Origin of the sequence: Maribacter algarum (ex Zhang et al. 2020) (genome assembly GCF_005885635.1) — a bacterium.
Classification (GTDB): Bacteria; Bacteroidota; Bacteroidia; order Flavobacteriales; family Flavobacteriaceae; genus Maribacter_C; species Maribacter_C algarum.
The window spans coordinates 256613-276246 of record NZ_VATY01000005.1 but is presented as its reverse complement, the minus strand read 5'-3'; the positions used below and the strand labels follow the sequence as shown (position 1 = coordinate 276246).

The following is a 19634-nucleotide window of genomic DNA, read 5'->3' as shown; positions in this document are numbered from 1 at the left end:
CTATTCTTTAACCCAATTATTAGCGAACTCACACTCGCGATTAGCTTCGTTCACTGTAATATAGGTATCCTCTATGTGCTCGTTCATCCACTCTTTGATAGCCTTATACTGCTTTTCGGTTTTTGCAAGTTGTTGAATTTTAATATAGTCTTGCGCGAAATCTGCCACATGCTCGTCATAGCGATTGGTAATTTTCATTATCTTATATTTTGGCGCTCCCCCTCTAGGGTCCTGCTCAAAAATCGGCATTGAAATTTCGTCATCTTTCAAATTCCGAACTTGATTGTATAACTCGGGATCCATTTTAGTGAGTTCAAATCGAGGACCAAAATCTTGTGGGTTTCTTAGTTTTCCACCATCGAACTTAGTTTCTTTTTGGTCTGAAAAGTTTAATGCCGCTTCTTCGAAAGTATATTTACCATCCATTACATTTTGACGGATACTATCCAATTCTACTTTTAATTTATCCAATGTCGATTGTGTAATCTCTGGTTGAAGCAAAATATGACGTACGTCTCTTTCTTGCCCACGAATTTTTTCCACAATCATAATATGCCATCCAAACTGAGTTTCAAAGGGCTCAGAAACTTCCCCTTCCTGTAAACTAAAGGCCACATCTTTAAATTCAGTAACATAACTAGATTCTTTGGTTACACTAGGAATAGCTCCTCCTTTAGATTTTGAAGGGCCTTGAGAATACAAAATTGCCTTAACGTTAAAACTCGCATCATTATCCTCAATATCAGCCTTTATACTATTTAATTTATCAATTACCTTTTGAATCTCATCTTCTGACGGCTCTGGTTCCTTGACAATCTGGGCGATTTCCATTTCTGCACCTATCACTGGACGTTCACTCTCTGGAATCTTATTATAAAATTGTCGAACTTCTTCAGGCGTTATTTCTATATCGGAAACAATCTTCTGCTGCATTTTTTCAGAAAGCATTCGAAGCTTGTTAATTTTGTAAAGCTCCTCACGAAAATCCGCTTCATTATCCTTTTTATAATATTTCAAAACTTTCGCCATTGAACCAATCTGCTGTACAAGCGATTGTAATTGGCGATCCCCGGTTAGATTAACCTCATCATCAGAAACTAAAATACTATCTTGAACGGCTTGGTGAGCGTACAAACGGTCTTCCATAAGTTTACCAAGAAGTCCGCAGCGGGTTACATCCTCAGTTGAAGCTCCTTGATTTCTTAGATCTATCAAGGTCTTGTCAATATCCGAGTCTAATATAACGTAGTCGCCTATTACAGCGGCAATTCCGTCTAACTTAACTCTCTTGAAACCGTTTGTCGAGTCCTTCTTAACGGAAGTATTCTCTGCTATACTGGGCAGCTCCAAATTCGTGTCTGGTACTTGGATAGAATCTGTTTGAGCAAACCCTGAAACCAAAATTCCCATAAAAAATAAACCTGTAATAATTCTAATTTTCTTGTCCATAAACTTCAAATTCATTCTCTTTAATTGCTTCATCAATTACTTCGGTTTCTAACTGCCGTATGTAATTTAGTTTTCGTCGGTTTATTAATACTTGCTTTATGGTTGGTTCTATAAAAGACAAAGGAGCAACATCATTGATCTGAAGTACCCCTGTTACCTTTGCCAAATATACCCCTAATGCATCCTCCAATTCAAAAAATTGGGATTTTTTTAAGTATTTACTCTGATTTTCAGGGGTTAAGGGAGGTATTTCAGATATGACCCTCGAAGCACTCACCCAAATAGAATCGTTAAAATTCAACTTCTTAAACTGAACACCAATAGAATCCAAATACGCTACATCTTTCTTTCGGAAACTTTTCAATCTCTTTTCTACTTCATCCTTGTTCAAAAATCTTTTGGGCAATTGCACAAATCGAATTTTAACGATACGCTCTTGAAGTCTGAAATTCTCTTTTTCTTTCTCATAAAAACGCTTTAGCTGTGTATCAGTGACCATAGAATCCGCAGCCTGTTGAACGAGCGCATCCTTATAAGCACGGGTATACAAATCAGTTTGGTAGTTTGAAACAAGTTCGTCGAATTCAGCTAGTTTCTCTTCTGGAAGGTTAATTTTAGCTTTTGAAAGTAACAACTGCTTTGAAGCCCAATTATTAATGAAATTTGTGACAATTGTGGTACTATCACCTTTTGTCATACCATCATATAACAAAGGAGCGATATCTTCTTTGTACAAATAGTTTTCACCAACTCTAGCTATGGGCGCATTTTCATCTGCGTCCTTGAGAAAAGAACCGCATGAACTCAAAATGAGTAAAGCAAGAATGGTGGTTAAACCGAGGGTTAGTGTTTTCCGTTTCTTTAAAAACATCCCGCAAAAATAACAATTATCACCTGCCTTACAAGTAGTTGTTAGAATGATTAACAGATTTTTATAATGCTTATCTGGAATTTGCTAAATTCGTTACTCTACACCAGTAAAACCAATTCATGAACCGAAAAATAAAACTCATTTGGGATTTTAGGGGCCCAGCGGCTGCTAAGACCGCAGAACATCATGAAAAACACCTCAAAGAATACATTGCCATTGAAGAACTGGACTTAAATATTACCGGATTTCAACATATTAACGATGTACATAGTTATGCATTTATGGTAACAGAAGAATCAAATATGATTGTGCTTCGTGATGCTTTAAAACCGCATCGAGGCGAAGTTTACGAAGAACAATAAGAGAAAACCATGTTTACAAGATACATTACAATAACCCTACTCGCTCTACTAATTTCTTGTGATAGTCAAGAAAAAGTTGATATTAGAGGTCCGCTTGAAACTGTTTTGGCTTCTCAAAATCCCAATATCAAAAGAGTTATGGATAGTGTGCACCAATATGCTGTTCAAATTAAATTCTCTCAAATTGACAGAAAAAATGGCGGAATCTCATTCAAGGATTATGATTTTCAAGTTGACTCCTCGAGATATTTTTATCCTGCGAGTACGGTGAAATTTCCCATAGCCTTATTGACCTTGTCTAAATTGGGAAGTATGGATGGCCTAGACCGGAATACCAAGTTCTATGTGGAAGGAGATACCGTTGAAAGCACATTTGCGCGGGAAATCGAAAAGATTTTTGCAGTAAGCGATAACCAATCTTACAATCGCCTCTTTGAGTTTTTAGGGCAGAATTATATCAATAGTGAGTTAACCCAAATTCCGTTTGGACCAGTTCGCATTTCGCATCGGGTTTCTACTCCCGATTCGGATGAAATCACGACCCGACCCTTAATTGTATATCAAAATGATAGTACAACTACTACTCTACCAAATACAATAAACACTTCTGCGAAATCACTGACACTAACAGACATCCAAAAAGGTTTGGGGTATATGGATGGAGATTCCCTTGTGCGAGAACCCTTCGATTTTAGTTTAAAGAATTACTACCCCATTGAAACGCAACATCAAGTTCTTAAAACAGTTATGTTTCCTGAGAAATTTCAATCAGAGGAAAAAATACATCTTTCACCAGATCAGCTCGACTTCGTTCATACCGCAATGCGTACACTTCCAAAAAATACGGGTTATGATGCCGAAACCTACTATGACGGTTATTGTAAATTTTTTATGTACGGCGACTTAAAGGAGAATATTCCGGAGCATATAAAAATATATAATAAAGTGGGCGATGCCTATGGAACACTTACTGACTGTGCCTATATTCAAGATACAAAGAACAATATTGAATTCCTGTTAACAGCTACAATTATGGTTAATAAAAATGCTATTTTTAATGACAATGATTATGAATACGATGAAATAGGCTTTCCTTTTTTGGCAGAGCTGGGTAGAGAATTGTACAACTACGAACTAAACCGTAAATAACCTCGGGGCAAGCCCACGAGGCATTAAAAGGAAAATTAACATTGATTTCGACGCAAGCGTCTGAGCATTTTAAATCTCGATTATCGAGTAAAAAATAATTCATCATGGAAAAGCTAAGTTTTGATTCTTTTACCAAAAAAATCTATGTCAAAGCTTCCCTCGAAAAACTATACTGGTGCTGGGCTACAACAGAAGGAATTTCTTCTTGGTTTCTTCGGAAAGCAGTATACACAAATGAAAGCAATCAAGTGCGGAATTCCAGGGAGCATATTCAAGCTGGAGATTCTTATATATGGGAATGGCATAATTGGGATGGTCAAGAAAAAGGAACTGTTCTTCAAGCCAATGGAAGCAATTTTATAGAAATTTTGTTCGCTGACCCTAGCAAAGTCTCGGTCACTTTAGAAGACCAAGGAACAGCGGTACTAGTTACTTTGAAACAATACGATATTCCGACAGATGAAAAAAGCATGCTCGACATTCACCACGGCTGCAGTAATGGCTGGACGTTTTGGTTGGCTAATTTAAAAGCCTATTTGGAACACGGCGTTCTTCTTAATGAAACCGAATTTGATTTGAGGGATATTCCACTTGCCGGGTATCAGTTTGTGAATATGTGATTTACAATCAATAAAAATGCCGCTTTGCCGTTAATTAAAATGTAATCCCTTTAAGGATGCATCTACCAAACCACTTCAAATGGCCGACCAACATGACCGCATCGAAAAACTCAATGAAAAGCTTGAAGCGCTTTTAAATAAACAAGATGGGTTTGCAAAAGAGTTAAAGGCTCTTTACAGAGAAATTGAGGAAGTCAAAAAGCTTGGTTCAGAACCCCTTACTTCCAAAGAAAAAACGGAAAGTAAAGATGAGGAAATAGCAGGGTCTATTGAAGATTTTATTCCCTTGGATAACAAAGTTGAAGCGATTAAAAAAGACGAGCTTCAAGAGCCAATACTCGCGCCACAACCTATTCAAAAATCCACTCATTCAGGTTTTCAAAGACCAAAAAGCAAGTCAAGCTGGGAAAAATTTATTGGTGAAAATCTAATCAATAAAGTCGGTATTGCCATACTAATCATCGGTGTAGTAATTGGTGCTAAGTACTCCATTGAAAACAACTTAATAAGTCCATTGACGCGTATTGTTTTAGGTTATTTGTCAGGTTTAGGACTCCTAGGCTTTGGTATAAAACTAAAGGCGAAATATGAGAACTATAGTGCCGTTCTCGTAAGTGGTGCTCTAACAATACTCTATTTTATCACTTTCTCTGGATATAGTTTTTATGACCTCTTCCCACAACTTATGGCATTTGGTTTAATGGTCGTATTTACAGTTTTTGGGGTCGTAGCTGCCTTAAAATACAACAAGCAAATAATCGCCCATATTGGACTTGTTGGGGCCTACGCCATACCTTTTCTATTAAGTAACGATTCAGGAAGCGCAATTACTCTTTTTAGTTATGTAGCTATTATCAATATTGGAATTTTGGTTATCGCATTTAGGAAGTATTGGAAACCGCTTTACTATTCAGCTTTTATATTTACCTGGCTAATCTTTGGATCTTTTTACGCTTTCTCCTATGAAACAACAAAGCATTTTACTATTGCCTTGGTTTTTATCTGCATATTTTTTGCCCTGTTCTATGGTATCTTCTTAGCGTACAAACTTAAGGCCAATGAAAATTTCAGGAAATCTGACGTGGCAATGCTGCTTTTGAACTCCTTTATTTTCTACGGATTGGGTTACGGCCTACTAAATAATCATGAACTTGGTAAGGAACTATTAGGTGTATTTACGCTATGCAACGCCTTTATACATTTTGTTGTGAGTACAATCTTATTCCGTAAAAAATTGGCAGACCGAAATCTTTTCTATTTGGTTTCTGGCTTAGTTTTGGTTTTTATTACCATAGCAATACCAGTACAGCTAGATGGAAATTGGGTCACACTTTTATGGGCACTTGAGGCCGCCTTACTTTTCTGGATTGGTCGCACGAAAAATGCTGCGATATACGAGTATTTGTCCTATCCTTTAATGGTTTTAGCATTTTTCAGTTTGCTTCAAGATTGGAGCAATTCGTATGGGGCTTACATCAAAGAAGATCATTTCACTTCTATTGCAAACATTACTTTTTTAAGCTCTCTCCTATTTGTAGCCTGTTTTGGGTTTATCAATTTTATTGATAAAAAAACGAATAGCGTAGCTGAAGTTGAAAAGAGAAATTTGATGGCTACGGTGATGTCCTTCGGTATTCCTATTTTGTTTCTTCTGGCCATCTATGGATCCTTTTATCTTGAAATTGAATACTACTGGGATAAACTTTTCTACAATTCAGAGGTCGAAGTAGTCGGTCAGAACAACTTTACCTATTCGGAATACAATTATGACCTTAAAGATTTCGGAAGTATCTGGCTTCAGAATTACACGCTATTTTTTATTTCGGCACTAGCCTTTATAAACGTCAAAAGGATAAGGAATCGTGTTTTCGGAATTGTAACCCTGGTTCTTAGCCTAATCGTTACCTTAATTTTCTTAACATCAGGTCTATACATCTTAAGTGAATTACGCCAAGGTTTCTTGAACGAAGATCTTTCGCAATACCACGGCGCCAATTCATTCGGTGTAGGTATTCGCTATGTCGCTTTTGGATTCTTTGCTCTATTTCTTTTTGCACTTCACAAATTATCGCAAGCTGATTTTATGAAGATAAACTTTAAAGTTCCTTTTGAAATAATCATGCACGTTTCGATTCTATGGATTTTAAGCAGCGAACTACTCAATTGGATGGACCTCTCAGGGTCTGACCAAAACTATAAATTAGGTCTAAGTATTTTATGGGGAGTTTATTCTCTGTTTTTAATTGTCGTAGGAATTTTTAAGACTAAAAGTTACCTACGCATCGGTGGCATTGTACTTTTCGGAATTACGCTTCTTAAACTATTCTTTTATGACATCGCCTTAATGAATACAATAACCAAGACCATTGTATTTGTTTCTCTGGGAATACTACTTCTAGTCATTTCGTTCCTGTACAACAAATACAAAAATAAAATCTCAGATGAGCATGAAGACTAAACTTCTTTTTTTCTTCGGATGTCTGCATGTCGTATTCGCGTTCGCACAATTGAATACCTATGAACATAAAATGGAGCTATTGGGCATTGAGGACCAATGGCATAAAATAGAATTACCAGATACCGTTTTTGAGAAAGTATCTCAGAATATGAATGACTTACGTATTTATGGCATTACCGAAAATGATACTTTGGAAAGTCCATATCTAATGAAAGTAGGTTTTGGAGATTTTTATAGCAAAGCCATTGATTTTAAAGTATTGAACAAAACTTCAAACGCAAAAGGATATTATTTCACCTACGAAGTACCAACAAAAGAAGCCATCAATCTCATACGTCTGGACTTTGAAAACAAAAATTTCGATTGGAAGGTTGTTTTAGAGGGAAGCCAGAATCAAAACGAATGGTTTACTATTCTAAACGACCACAGAATTTTATCGATTCAAAACGAGCAAACTAATTATAAGTATAGCTATTTAAACTTTCCGGATGCAAAGTTCCGATATTATAGAATTTTGGTCAAAACACAAGAAAAGCCAAAATTATCGACTACTAGAATTATTGTTGACGTAAAATCTAAAGATAAGTTTCGCGAAGATGCCGTTGCTAATGTAAATGTCAACGATAAAAACAAGCAAACAATTTTAAATCTAGATTTAAAAAAACGGCTACCGGTAAGTTATCTTAAAATTGATGTTTCAGATGAAATTGATTTCTATCGAAACTTCACTATTGAATATTTAGCTGATAGTGTTCAAACAGAAAAAGGTTGGCGATACAGTTATCGCGAGATATATTATGGTACATTAAATAGCATTGAAAAAAATGAGTTCACCTTCCCAACTTCCATAGCTCAAAAATTTCGGGTTACCATAGACAATAATGATAACCAACCATTAACAATAAAAAGTGCATCAGCAAAAGCATATGTTCATGAACTTCATGCCCGTTTCTCAAAACCCGCCACCTATTATTTAGCCTACGGAAAGACAAGCGATAGAAAACCACAATATGACATTTCACATGCTGCTGCTAAAATTCCCGTCGTGCTTTCATCATTATCTTTAGGAGAAGTTCAAAATATTCCTAAGAAGGAAATTCAGACTACGGCGCCTCTATTTGAAAATAAACTTTGGCTTTGGTTAGTAATGGGGCTCATAATATTGGTTTTGGGCGGTTTCACCTTTAAAATGATGCAAAAGAAATGATTGCGATAAGACTTATTTTAAATCTCCTTAAATGGATTTTAATAATTCTCTTTTTTCCACTTTCCTTGGTAGTGGTCGGCTATTACAAACAAAAAAGGGCTAAAAAAAACCTATTGGGAAGAGTCTAGTCATTAAAATCTTAAATTAGCATACTTAGACCTGTGCTTTTTTAAGAATGAAGAAAAATCAACCCCTACCGAAACCGACCTACGACTGGATTACGGACCCATCTGTTTTTAACATTGGCCTAGAAAATCCTGCTTCATTTCGGCATCAAAAACCTAGTGAATATAATAGTATTTCCCTTGACGGGAATTGGAATTTCTTCTGGACGGTAAACAAAAAGAAGCAACCTGAAAATTTTGAAAAACTCGGTTTTGATACTTCCGGTTGGGATACAATTCAAGTCCCAGCGAATTGGGAACTTAATGGATATGGAATTCCTATTTATGTGAATGACCGATATCCGTTTGAGAAGAATCCACCGTTGATACCAGAAGACAATCCTACAGGAATATATAAACGGAAAGTAACGATTCCTAAGAATTGGGAAAACAAGCAAGTTTATTTAGTTGTAGGCGCAATTAAGTCAGCAGCCTATTTCTGGATTAATGGGGAATTCATTGGATACAATCAAGACAGTAAAACGGAAGTTGTTTTTGATGTGACGAAATATGCCAAAACTGAGATTGAAATTACCATTCAAGCCTTCCGGTGGTGTGACGGCAGTTACTTGGAATGTCAAGATTTTTGGAGATTAAGCGGCATCGAGCGCGAGGTATATCTTGTTGCAAGAAATAGAGTTCATATCGTTGACCATCATTCGATTGCAACTTTAGAAAACGATTATAAAGATGGAAAGCTCAGCTTGAACATAAAGATTCGAAATACGTCTTCGAAAGCCGCACAGGGTGAAATATTGATTAAAATAACAGATGCTTCCGGAAATATACTAGTTACTTCTAAAGGTCCTTTTAACTGTGCAACTAATGCTGAATTAGATGTTCATTTCGAACAATTGCTTCCTCAAATAAAACCTTGGAGCGGAGAACACCCAAACCTGTATGGTTTATCCATAGAGCTTATTGATAGTACCGTATCCTTAGACAAAATTGAAAATAAAATTGGTTTTAGAACAATTGAAATCCAAAAAAATCAGCTTTGCATTAATGGAAAACCGTTGACTCTGAAAGGGGTCAATCGGCACGAACATGCTGAACGAAATGGGCATGTGATTACAACAGAGAGTATGGTTGAAGATATCCTATTGATGAAGAAATTCAACATCAATGCGGTTCGAAATAGTCATTACCCCAACCACCCAGAATGGTATAGGCTCTGTGATGAATATGGACTTTACATGGTCGACGAAGCCAATATCGAAAGTCATGGTATGGGCTATGAAGAAGAAAGTCTGGCAAAAGACAAAGATTGGCAAGAGGCACATTTAGACCGCATAAAAAGAATGTACCACCGCAGCAAAAATCATTGTTCAATTATTATTTGGTCATTGGGGAATGAAGCCGGAAATGGAATCAATTTTGAAGTCGCTTATGATTGGTTGAAAAAACAAGATACTTCGCGCCCTATTCAATATGAGCAATCGATGGAGGAAGCGAATACGGATATTGTTTGTCCCATGTACCCGACTCCAGAACATGTGGAAGATTATGCGAAAAACAGAGGTGACCGACCTTTTATCATGTGTGAATATTCACATGCTATGGGCAACAGCAATGGCAACCTCAAAGAATATTGGGACCTCATCAATAAATACGATTGTCTGCAAGGTGGTTTTATTTGGGATTGGATGGACCAAGGATTGGTGACTCAAAAAGACAGGAAAGAATTTTGGGCTTTCGGAGGAGACTTTGGTTCTGCAGATATTCCCAGCGATGGAAACTTCTGTATCAACGGATTGCTTTGGCCCGACAGAACTCCGAAACCAGCCCTAGAAGAAGTCAAGAAGCTATATGCTCCAGTTAAATTAAGCTTGGAAGAGGGAAGCAAGGGAAATTTGAAAATTAAAAATGAATGGTTATTTACTTCATTGCAAGGTTATCATTTAGAATGGACTATTTCTACAGAAATAGGTTTAAACCAGCAGGGAAAATTGCAATTAAATACCAAACCAGATTCTGAAGAAATACTAGTGCTCCCCTACTCCCTATCCGATTTAGATAAACAACTTGACCATTTTCTAAATATTTCTATTGTTTCAGATAAAGCTGAAGAATGGGCAGAAAAAGGGCATGCCATAGCAGGAGAACAATTCAAAATTGCTCATGGAGAAATCAATGTTAAAATCGATAAGTACAAAAGTAAAAACTGTATTTCAAAATCGAAAAGCTACTGGGTTTTGACAGATGATGAGTTAATGGCCCAGATTGACGTCAAAACAGGTTTACTCTATTCTCTGGTTTCAAAAGAAAAAGAATTCCTTTTGGAACCCGTAGTTCCAAATTTTTGGAGACCACCTATAGATAATGATTTTGGTTGGGAGATGCCGAAAAAATTAGCTTTCTGGAAAAATGCTCAGCAGAATGTAGAATTAACTTCTTTGGAGGGAAATCTTAACAGTGTTACCGCAATTTTGAATTTGGCAGAAAAGGATGCCGAAGTCCATTTGACGTATCGTTTGGTCAACAAAGCAACATTGTCTATATCAGCTGAACTAAAAATAGTAAACCCACTTCCCCTCTTACCGAGATTTGGGTTATATATGAAACTTGATGATGCCCTCACAAACTTGAAATGGTATGGCCGAGGTCCTTTTGAAAACTATCCGGATAGAAAATATGCGGCCCATATTGACAACTATGAAGCAAAGGTTTCTGAGCAGTATGTGCCCTATATTTCCAATCAGGAAAATGGTGCGAAACAAGATTGTAAATGGATGGAACTAATAAGCGAAAACAGAGCTAAATTGAAAATTAGCTCGGACAAGTCTTTTGCTTTCAGTGCATTAGAGTATAGTCCTAAACAATTGAATCGAACTGAAAGGGATAGAGGGCGTAGTTATGAACTGACGAAAGGCAGAGGTATTTACCTTTGTATCGACCACAAACATATGGGACTTGGTGGAATTGACTCATGGCTCTCTGAACCCCTTGAAAAATATCGTGTTGAAGCCAAGAACTATTCTTTCACTATATTTATCGAAATCGACTAAACTCAAACAAACAGCCCCATGGAAAGTACCATCTCGAACATTGATATTGGCATTGTTATCTCCTATTTCCTTATCGTATTATTCATCGGACTTTGGATTTCCAGAAAAACTAAAACTGGTGAAGACCTCTTTTTAGGAGGAAGGACTTTCGGCTGGGGAATCATAGGGTTATCTTTGTTTGCATCGAACATTTCAGGATCTACAATCGTAGGTTTAGCGGGTGCAGCATATACCACAGGAATCGTAAATTCAGTCTATGAATGGATGTCTGGTCTTCCCCTAATCATAGCGGCACTAATTTTTATTCCCCTTTATTTAAGAAGTAAAATCACAACTATTCCTGAATTTTTACAATTACGATTTGATAGAAGGTCACAAAAGTTTTTCTCTATCATTACTATTTTCAGCACCATAATGATAGAAACTGCTGGAGCTTTATATGCAGGCAGTTTGGTATTACAAACGTTTTTTCCAGATTTAGTTATGTGGCAAACTTCGCTGGTCTTGGCTGTAATAGCTGGTATTTATACCGCTGGTGGTGGATTGAAAGCTGTTGTTTATACCGATGCGATTCAAGCAGTCATATTAATCGTAGGGTGTAGTATCATTACATGGATTCTCTTCGGCAAGTTAGATTACGATTGGGCTCGTGTTGTCGCTGCGGCTCCAGAAGGACACTTTTCCGTAGTACAACCTTTAGATGATGAAGGTTTGCCTTGGCCAGGTTTGCTAATGGGAGTTCCCTTTTTGGGCTTTTGGTATTGGTCAACAAACCAATATATCTTTCAGCGCGTCTTGGGTGCTAAAGATATACAGCAAGCTCGATGGGGGGTAATCTTTGCTGGGTTTTTAAAAATTATTCCGCTATTCATCATGGTAATTCCAGGAGCAATGGCCATCAGTTTATTCCCAGACATAGCTAATGGTGACCAAGTTTTTCCAACCTTAGTGACTAAGGTACTTCCGGTCGGATTGATAGGCCTTGTTTTGGCTGGTGTTATTTCGGCAATAATGTCAAGTGTTGATTCCGCCTTAAACTCCTCTTCTACACTTTTGGTAATTGATTTTATAAAACCTGTCAAAAAAGATGTTACTGAAAAAGACATCGTAAAATATGGTCGGATTAGCACATTAGTCTTTATGGTCATCGCGGCACTTTGGGCTCCACAAATTCAAAACTTTACAGGCCTTTGGGATTACCTACAACAAATGTTCTCCATAATCGTACCACCAGTAGCCGTAATATTTCTAGTGGGTGTTTTCTTTAAAAGAGGAAATGGGGATGGTGCATTTTGGACATTAGTACTAGGAACTCTAGCAGGAATAGGATTATTCGTTTTAGAGCAATTCGATATGTGGCATTTACATTACACAATTAATGTTGGATTGATGATTCTACTTTCGACCGTTATTTTTGTAGTTGTGAGTTTAATGACTCCGGCTCCCGATGCAGAAAAAATGAAGCTACTCACTTATCGCAAAGAACTTTTGATGGACGGTTTCGAAAATGTGCCCTGGTACAAAAATTACATCTATCATATTGTAGTTTTAGTAGTTGTTATCACCTACATCTTAATCTGGTTGTGGTAGAATATGAACGAACCCAAACAAACCCGAATCAATAAATACCTCAGCGAAGTAGGCTATTGTTCGCGCAGGGCTGCAGACAAGTTAATTGAGCAAGGTAGAGTAACCATCAATGGAAAAGTCCCAGAAATGGGAACTAAAATCGTCGAAGGAGACGATGTTCGTGTAGATGGAGAACCCGTCTCTAAATCTGAGGAAATGCCTGTTTACCTAGCCTTTAATAAACCTATCGGCATTGTTTGCACAACGGATACACGCGTTGAAAAAGATAACATCATAGACTTTATCAACTACCCCAAACGCATTTTCCCTATCGGTAGATTAGATAAACCAAGTGAGGGACTTATCTTTTTAACCAATGATGGAGACATCGTGAACAAGATATTGCGGGCTCGAAATGGCCATGAAAAAGAATATATTGTTACGGTGGACAAACCGATTACGGCCGATTTTTTGAAAAAGATGAGAAATGGCGTTCCAATACTTGATACCGTGACACGCAAATGTGAAGTTGAAGAAATCAGTAAATACCAATTCAAAATTATATTAACACAAGGTTTGAATAGGCAAATTCGTCGCATGTGTGAGTTTCTGGACTATCGTGTAAAGAAACTAAGACGTGTTCGTATTATGAACGTGAAATTGGATATGCCTTTAGGAAAATGGCGCGATTTGACCTCAGAGGAATTATCAGAGATTCAACGCTTGGTTTCTGATTCTTCAAAAACGAATCAAGGTTAATTGCCGAAAATAATGTATCCCTATATAAAGAGACAACTTGGAAATTAGTAAACGGTATCTTTAAAATAAATAAGATATCATATGTCTAAGGTTGTTATTCTATTTCTATTTTTTGTATTTCTTGGGGTTCTTCTTTCAATTCTTTTCCTTGTAAAAAAGAAGGGGAATCGGTTTGCCAATTATATTCTTTCCCTCTATACCTTGTTGTTTGCTTTTGAAATGTTCAATAACTGTATGCGTTGGTCAGGTTGGCTGTATACTGAGGAATTTATTCATATCGATCTTACCCATTTCCCATTATGGCTAATTTATGGTCCTCTAGTTTTTATTTACGTTCGAAATATTCTAACGGGGACTAAGTTCAAACTTTCAGATGTATTCTTTCTAATACCACCTTCGGTAATAACTGTCTCACTTGCACCCTTCTATTTGAAAGGAGCTAATGATAAATTGAACATAGTCCGTATGGGAAAAACTTGGGAGTATGCCATATTTCCATCGTATGCCATTTGGTTGGTTATTGGATTAATGTTCTTTTACGCTTTTTATACCTACTTCAAATTTGGGTATAATAGACGTCTGGGCTTTAGGGAAAATCGATGGCTACGATGGTTTGTTGGCTCTTATTTCGGATTTACCTTTGCCTTTGCCCTATATATTTTCTTAGTACGGTTTCAGCTTATGGATGCATCGTATGACTATTTGGTAGATATGGCTATCGTCTTTTTTATTGGAATGCTCTCTTTCTTCGGATTTGTGCAACCCCAAGTCTTTGAGGGAAAATCCTTTAAAGAAATCATTCCTTTTATAAAGTATCAAAAAACTGGACTATCCCCAGCACTATCACTAGAAATGAAGGGAAAGCTTTTGGATATCATGCAGCGTGAAAAACCGTATCTCAACCATGAACTGCGCCTTGATGATGTTTCTCGACTAATGAACTTGTCAAGAAATCATACATCACAAATTATAAATGAACATTTTAATCTTTCGTTTTTCGATTTTATAAATCGATATCGCATAAAAGATGCTAAGAACCTGTTAATGAACAACGAAAAGAATGGATTAACCACCACTCAAATCGCCTATGATGTTGGTTTCAATAATAGAGCATCATTCTACAAAGCCTTCAAAAAATTCACTGATTACAATCCCTCAGAATATGTAAAACAAGTCGCAGCATCTTGACAAAACTGTAAAGGTTTGTAAGCTGATACACCGTCTTTCCCACATTCCTTTACATTAGTTTCATGAAGCTATTAAAAATTTTTTCGTCAAAATGGGTATTAGTTTTTTCACTAACCACCTTGATTTTATTTTTTCACTCATGTAGTTCTAAAGGCCATACTAAAAACACTTTAGAAGGGTCTTGGAATCTCACAGAAGTTCGCTGGGTTTCAGTTGACACCACATTTTATTTAAAGAAACCTCAATTGGGATTATTTTTAATTACGCCTGAGCGCTATTCTATCATATGGTCCCCTACGGAGGAAAAACGAAAGCCGTTCTATAATTTGTCAAATCCAACCGATGAAGAAATAAAAAGTGGTTTTAGGTCAATCGTTTTTAATTCTGGTAGCTATTCCCAAACAGATTCTATACTTGTAACAACCGCCAATCTGGCGAAAGTGCCGGGTTTCGCTGGTGGAAAACAATTCTATACATATAGTCTTAGCGAGAACCAATTGTCGCTTATGATGTATGACGAAACATATCCTAACGGGGAAAAGCCAAAATGGTCTGGGGTTTGGAAAACAAATTTCCTATTTGAAAAAATTGAAAGTCAATGAAACTGCTTTTAAAAAAACCTAAAAAATAACCGTAAAAATGTGTAAATGTTTTTAAGGAGAGACACTAAAGCTAGTCGAACATAATAGATTTAAACCTATTCCAAAAAAGTAATTTTATGAAGAACGAGATTAAGATTTTGAGGAGAGCACCATTATTGCTTTTTCTGGTTTACTGTAGCTGCTTAAAGGAAGTTCCAAAGGTGGCTACAGAGATAGTAGAAGAACAAAATTCAGTTAGTTGCGAAAATACTCCATATGACAACTGGGAAAGCTCGGAATATGTTCTTCCCTATCCGGTAGGAAAGACCTATTCAATTAGCTTATCACATTGTTCTGGTTCATATCATAGTGAAGGCGAACCTGATCAGTTTGCAATTGACTTTATCATGAGGATCGGAACACCAATTACAGCATCAAGAGCCGGTGAAGTTGTTTTCATTGAAGAATCCGGGTATGATGGAGGTTTTCCGAATAACAAGGTAGTAGTGCAGCATGCCGATGGTACCTACCTGCAATACATGCACCTAACGTATGATGGGGCAGCAGTAAATGTTGGGGCGTATTTAAAAAAAGGTCAATTGGTAGGGTATAGTGGCAATACGGGACTCGCTGGTTTTCCTCATTTGCATTTTGTAGCAACCAAATCAGGTTCATGGGAATATCCATATACATCCTTTCCTACAACCTTTAGTAATACGGAAAAAAATGAGTTTAGTTTGCAACAAGGCAAATCATATAAAGCCCTTCGCTATTAACAATAATACTTATTTTAACAATTTATATAACCACAAATTAGTAACTTAGAGAACAGTATCTTATCGTGTAAGAATTGTTACATCTATAAAAATAGAATGACGATGCAAAAAAAATCAAGTTTATCCAAAAAATCCTTTATAACAATGCTATTGTTAGCTTTGTTCATAGGGGTATCGGGAATACAAAGCGCTTCCGCCTATTATCAAGATCAGGAAGAAACTGTTTCCTTCGCTCAATACAAAGGTGAAGTTTTAGATTCCGACAGCAAAAAACCTCTAGTTTTTGCCACACTATCGATTGCTGAATCCAATATAAGTACAATCACCAATACGGAAGGTCAATTTACCTTGAAAGTTCCGGAAGGGGCTGATTCAGGCAAAGTGGTAGTTTCTTTTTTAGGTTACAAAACCAGAATGATTCCACTCTCAAATCTTTCTGAGGGAAAAAATGAAATCTTAATGGATATCTCTGTAATGGAGCTTTCAGGTGTTGATTTGAGCATTCCTAAGGATGCAAAAACGTTGGTACAGGAAACTCTACAGAAAAAAGGTCAGAATTACTTCGAGGATCCAACTTTAATGACCGCGTTTTATCGGGAGACAATCAAGAAGAGGCGAAAAAATGTATCGCTTTCTGAAGCAGTAGTCAACATATACAAAACACCTTATACATCCGACCGCAGAGATGCTGTGGAATTGTATAAGGCCAGAAAAAGTACCGATTACAGCAAGTTAGACACGGTTGCTTTAAAATTACAAGGTGGGCCTTTCAACGCACTATTTGTGGATTTAATGAAGTATCCGGAATATATTTTCACCGAAGAGACATTGGATTACTACGCTTTCAGTTTTGATCGTTCTACACGAGTTAATGATAAATTGATATTCATTGTGAATTTTAAACAACATGAAGATATTATTGAACCGTTGTATAGGGGTAAACTTTATATTGACGCCGAAAACAAAATTCTTACTAGCGCTATTTATTCACTAAACATTACGGATAAGGAAAAGGCCTCCAAGTTATTCGTTCGAAAAAAGCCTAGAAATGCCAAAGTATGGCCAAGTGAGGTGGCCTACCGTGTCGATTATCGTGAAAAAAATGGAAGATGGTATTATGGCTACAGTAACGTATTGCTAGAATTTAAAGTGAATTGGGATAAAAAGTTATTTAACTCCGTCTACAGTATGGCCTGTGAAATGGCGGTAACGGATTGGGAAAAAAACATGACCAGTCAACTACCAAAGGTCAGAGATAGAATGAAATCATCAATTATTCTAAATGATGAGGCCTTAGGTTTTGCTGATCCAGATTTTTGGGGTGAGTATAATATTATTGAACCTGAAAAGTCTATCGAATCGGCTATCAAAAAAATACAGCGTCAGTTAAGAAGGTCCAAAAATACTGGTGGAACATCTGCCGATTGATATTATTTATTGCATATTAAAAAACCGCTATCTCATCAGACAGCGGTTTTTCTTTTTAGGGAACTAATCTCTACTTGGAAGAGGGCATTACTACTGAATCAATTGCATGAATAACACCATTGCTTGCAGCAACATCTGCAATTATTACCGTTGACATTCCGCCTTTTGCATCTGTTAGTACAACTTTTCCATCCTTCAAAGAAAGTCCGATTTCATCTCCTTGAACCGTTTTAACTTTGAACATACCGTTATTTGCATTGATTGCGTCGATTACCGCGGCCGCCTCAAATTTTCCCGCAACAACGTGATAGGTCAATATGCCTGTTAAATCAGCTTTGCTAGTCGGCAGCAGCAAACTTGACACTGTGCCGTCAGGTAGCTTTGCAAAAGCATCGTTAGTTGGTGCAAATACTGTGAAAGGACCCTCAGAACTCAAGGTCTCTACTAAACCAGCCGTCTTTACGGCCGTAACCAGGGTCGAAAAATTATCGTTTCCAGCGGCCACACCAACAATGTTTTCGGACTGTGCAAATGAACTTGCCGTGAATAACATCAAGGCAGATACTAAGGTAATTTTAATCATTTTCATAACTGTTTGTTTTTAAATTCAGACAAATCTATGCGATTGCTGAACGCTGTAATCTTAATTTTTGTTTAAAGTTTTATAAATTTTGTTAAACAAAGTTAATGTTTGATGCTCTCCCTTTTTTCAGGGGTACAGATTTCACCAAAATCAGGTTAAAGGAAATCTCTTTTTCCACTGAAATTTGTGTCAAGTTCAATAGACATTAATCCAGGAGTTTAAAATCAAAAAATAAATTAATGGTTTACCCGTTGTAAATAAACAATTTCAATCACTCCTTTTAAATTCAACCAAATGAAAAACGTATTACCAAAATTTCAAAGACCTATTCAAGGTATTGATGAGCCCCGTACGGAAGTTTCCCATTGGGATAAAGCCATGGACGCTTACGATGCCAAAAACTACAGAACATCGTTAATTGAAACCATTAACTATATTAACCCAGAACTTTTAAAAGGAAAAGATACCAGTAGCGAAATAAATTTGGTTCGTGGTCAAGGCTCTGCAGAAATACAGGTTAATATTTCAGAAACGACCTTTTCAGTGAACGCTCCTTTCCTAAGAGCAACTGATACAACAAATAAAGTCGCTTTGTACCGCAAGATAGCAGAGGTGAATTTCAATCCACTGACCCTCGCACAAATTCATTTAAAAGAAGATACCCTTTGGTTTGAATACGAGGCTCCGATATCCTTGTGTCAGCCTTACAAAGTTTATGATGTATTGCGAGAAATTTGTGTTTATGCGGATGATTATGATGATGAATTCGTAGAAAAATATAAAGCAGATTTTTATAAGGAAACAAATACCCAACCACTAGCGGGTGAAGAAATTGACCAGGTTTGGCAACAAATCAGCACTGTATTAACTGAATATAAGGACTATAGCGCATTTTTTAAAGAAAAAAGATGGGATGCATTTCAATGGGATATTATTGTAATCTCGCTTCTTAAAATAGTAAACATGCCCTATGTGCATGGAACCTTGCGTACAAAACTTCAGGAATATGTTTATAACCTTTTCAATAATCAGATAGACTTTCAACATCGCATTGACAAGGGTACAAACTTTATGACCCAACTTTGCGAAAAGTCTAAAGAAGACTTTATGAAAGATATTTACCATGCCGATGCTTTTATTTCTTTAAAATGGAGAAGTTCTGTTCAAATTTTACAAGATGACTTCAAGAGATTGGAAGCTACGGTCAATCGATATGTAAATGATGGAGATAATTTCTCATTGTGTTATTTTCTTCAATATAACTTTCTGTACACCTTGTATAACTACAATGTTGAAGAAGTACACAAAAATGCAATCTATGATGTTTTGGAAAAAGTATCAGGACTCGAACCACAAGTTGCAGCTCCAAAATTATTAGAAACTTACCGCAGTTTCTTAAATGGAAGTACAACAGCAGCTAGTGGAAAAAAAGGTTTATTCGCTAAACTTTTTGGATAATCAG

At 36.7% G+C, this 19634-nt stretch carries 16 protein-coding genes; 13 read left to right on the top strand and 3 right to left on the bottom strand.

What is annotated here, in order from left to right:
* Positions 1 to 1449 (bottom strand): peptidylprolyl isomerase, encoded by a 1449-nt coding sequence (locus FEE95_RS20120; protein ID WP_238474622.1) that lies wholly within the window; start codon positions 1447 to 1449, stop codon positions 1 to 3.
* Positions 1433 to 2320 carry a peptidylprolyl isomerase gene (locus tag FEE95_RS20115; RefSeq protein ID WP_138659828.1) on the bottom strand — a complete coding sequence of 296 codons (888 nt, stop codon included), beginning with the start codon at positions 2318 to 2320 and terminating at the stop codon, positions 1433 to 1435. Before FEE95_RS20115 ends, FEE95_RS20120 begins: the two co-directional genes overlap by 17 nt.
* A 119-nt stretch (positions 2321 to 2439) precedes the next feature.
* Between FEE95_RS20115 and FEE95_RS20110 the strand changes: the two genes are divergently transcribed.
* From FEE95_RS20110 to FEE95_RS20055, 12 genes are all read left to right on the top strand, one after another.
* Entirely contained in the window at positions 2440 to 2682 is a 243-nt protein-coding gene (locus FEE95_RS20110) for a hypothetical protein (protein ID WP_138659827.1), read from the top strand.
* Between the two features lie 9 nt (positions 2683 to 2691).
* Positions 2692 to 3831 (top strand): serine hydrolase, encoded by a 1140-nt coding sequence (locus tag FEE95_RS20105; RefSeq protein ID WP_138659826.1) that lies wholly within the window; start codon positions 2692 to 2694, stop codon positions 3829 to 3831.
* Between the two features lie 104 nt (positions 3832 to 3935).
* Complete coding sequence (locus tag FEE95_RS20100) at positions 3936 to 4451, top strand: SRPBCC family protein (protein ID WP_138659825.1); 516 nt, start codon at positions 3936 to 3938, stop codon at positions 4449 to 4451.
* Positions 4452 to 4530: 79 nt separating this feature from the next.
* Positions 4531 to 6909 (top strand): DUF2339 domain-containing protein, encoded by a 2379-nt coding sequence (locus FEE95_RS20095; RefSeq protein ID WP_138659824.1) that lies wholly within the window; start codon positions 4531 to 4533, stop codon positions 6907 to 6909.
* Positions 6899 to 8116, top strand: a complete 1218-nt coding sequence (locus FEE95_RS20090) for a DUF3999 family protein (protein WP_171037097.1) — start codon at positions 6899 to 6901, stop codon at positions 8114 to 8116. Before FEE95_RS20095 ends, FEE95_RS20090 begins: the two co-directional genes overlap by 11 nt.
* 175 nt (positions 8117 to 8291) lie before the next feature.
* Positions 8292 to 11288: a glycoside hydrolase family 2 TIM barrel-domain containing protein gene (locus tag FEE95_RS20085; protein WP_138659822.1), complete on the top strand. Its 2997-nt coding sequence runs from the start codon at positions 8292 to 8294 to the stop codon at positions 11286 to 11288.
* An 18-nt stretch (positions 11289 to 11306) separates the two neighbouring features.
* A complete protein-coding gene (locus FEE95_RS20080) occupies positions 11307 to 12878 on the top strand; it encodes a sodium:solute symporter (RefSeq protein ID WP_138659821.1) in 1572 nt (523 codons plus the stop codon).
* Positions 12879 to 12881: 3 nt separating this feature from the next.
* On the top strand, positions 12882 to 13616 hold the full coding sequence (gene rluF / locus FEE95_RS20075) for a 23S rRNA pseudouridine(2604) synthase RluF (RefSeq protein WP_138659820.1): 735 nt from the start codon (positions 12882 to 12884) through the stop codon (positions 13614 to 13616).
* An 81-nt stretch (positions 13617 to 13697) separates the two neighbouring features.
* On the top strand, positions 13698 to 14804 hold the full coding sequence (locus tag FEE95_RS20070) for a helix-turn-helix domain-containing protein (RefSeq protein WP_138659819.1): 1107 nt from the start codon (positions 13698 to 13700) through the stop codon (positions 14802 to 14804).
* A 62-nt stretch (positions 14805 to 14866) separates the two neighbouring features.
* A complete protein-coding gene (locus tag FEE95_RS20065) occupies positions 14867 to 15406 on the top strand; it encodes a lipocalin-like domain-containing protein (protein ID WP_138659818.1) in 540 nt (179 codons plus the stop codon).
* 116 nt (positions 15407 to 15522) lie between these two features.
* Entirely contained in the window at positions 15523 to 16161 is a 639-nt protein-coding gene (locus FEE95_RS20060; protein WP_138659817.1) for a M23 family metallopeptidase, read from the top strand.
* 102 nt (positions 16162 to 16263) lie between these two features.
* Positions 16264 to 17589: a carboxypeptidase-like regulatory domain-containing protein gene (locus FEE95_RS20055; protein ID WP_138659816.1), complete on the top strand. Its 1326-nt coding sequence runs from the start codon at positions 16264 to 16266 to the stop codon at positions 17587 to 17589.
* Between the two features lie 70 nt (positions 17590 to 17659).
* Here FEE95_RS20055 and FEE95_RS20050 read toward each other — a convergent pair whose 3' ends face one another.
* Positions 17660 to 18142, bottom strand: coding sequence for a fasciclin domain-containing protein (locus FEE95_RS20050; RefSeq protein ID WP_238474633.1), 483 nt, complete (start codon positions 18140 to 18142; stop codon positions 17660 to 17662).
* Positions 18143 to 18466: 324 nt separating this feature from the next.
* Here FEE95_RS20050 and FEE95_RS20045 point away from each other — a divergent pair, with 324 nt between their 5' ends.
* Positions 18467 to 19630 carry a YbjN domain-containing protein gene (locus FEE95_RS20045; RefSeq protein ID WP_138659814.1) on the top strand — a complete coding sequence of 388 codons (1164 nt, stop codon included), beginning with the start codon at positions 18467 to 18469 and terminating at the stop codon, positions 19628 to 19630.
* The last annotated feature ends 4 nt before the right edge of the window (positions 19631 to 19634 follow it).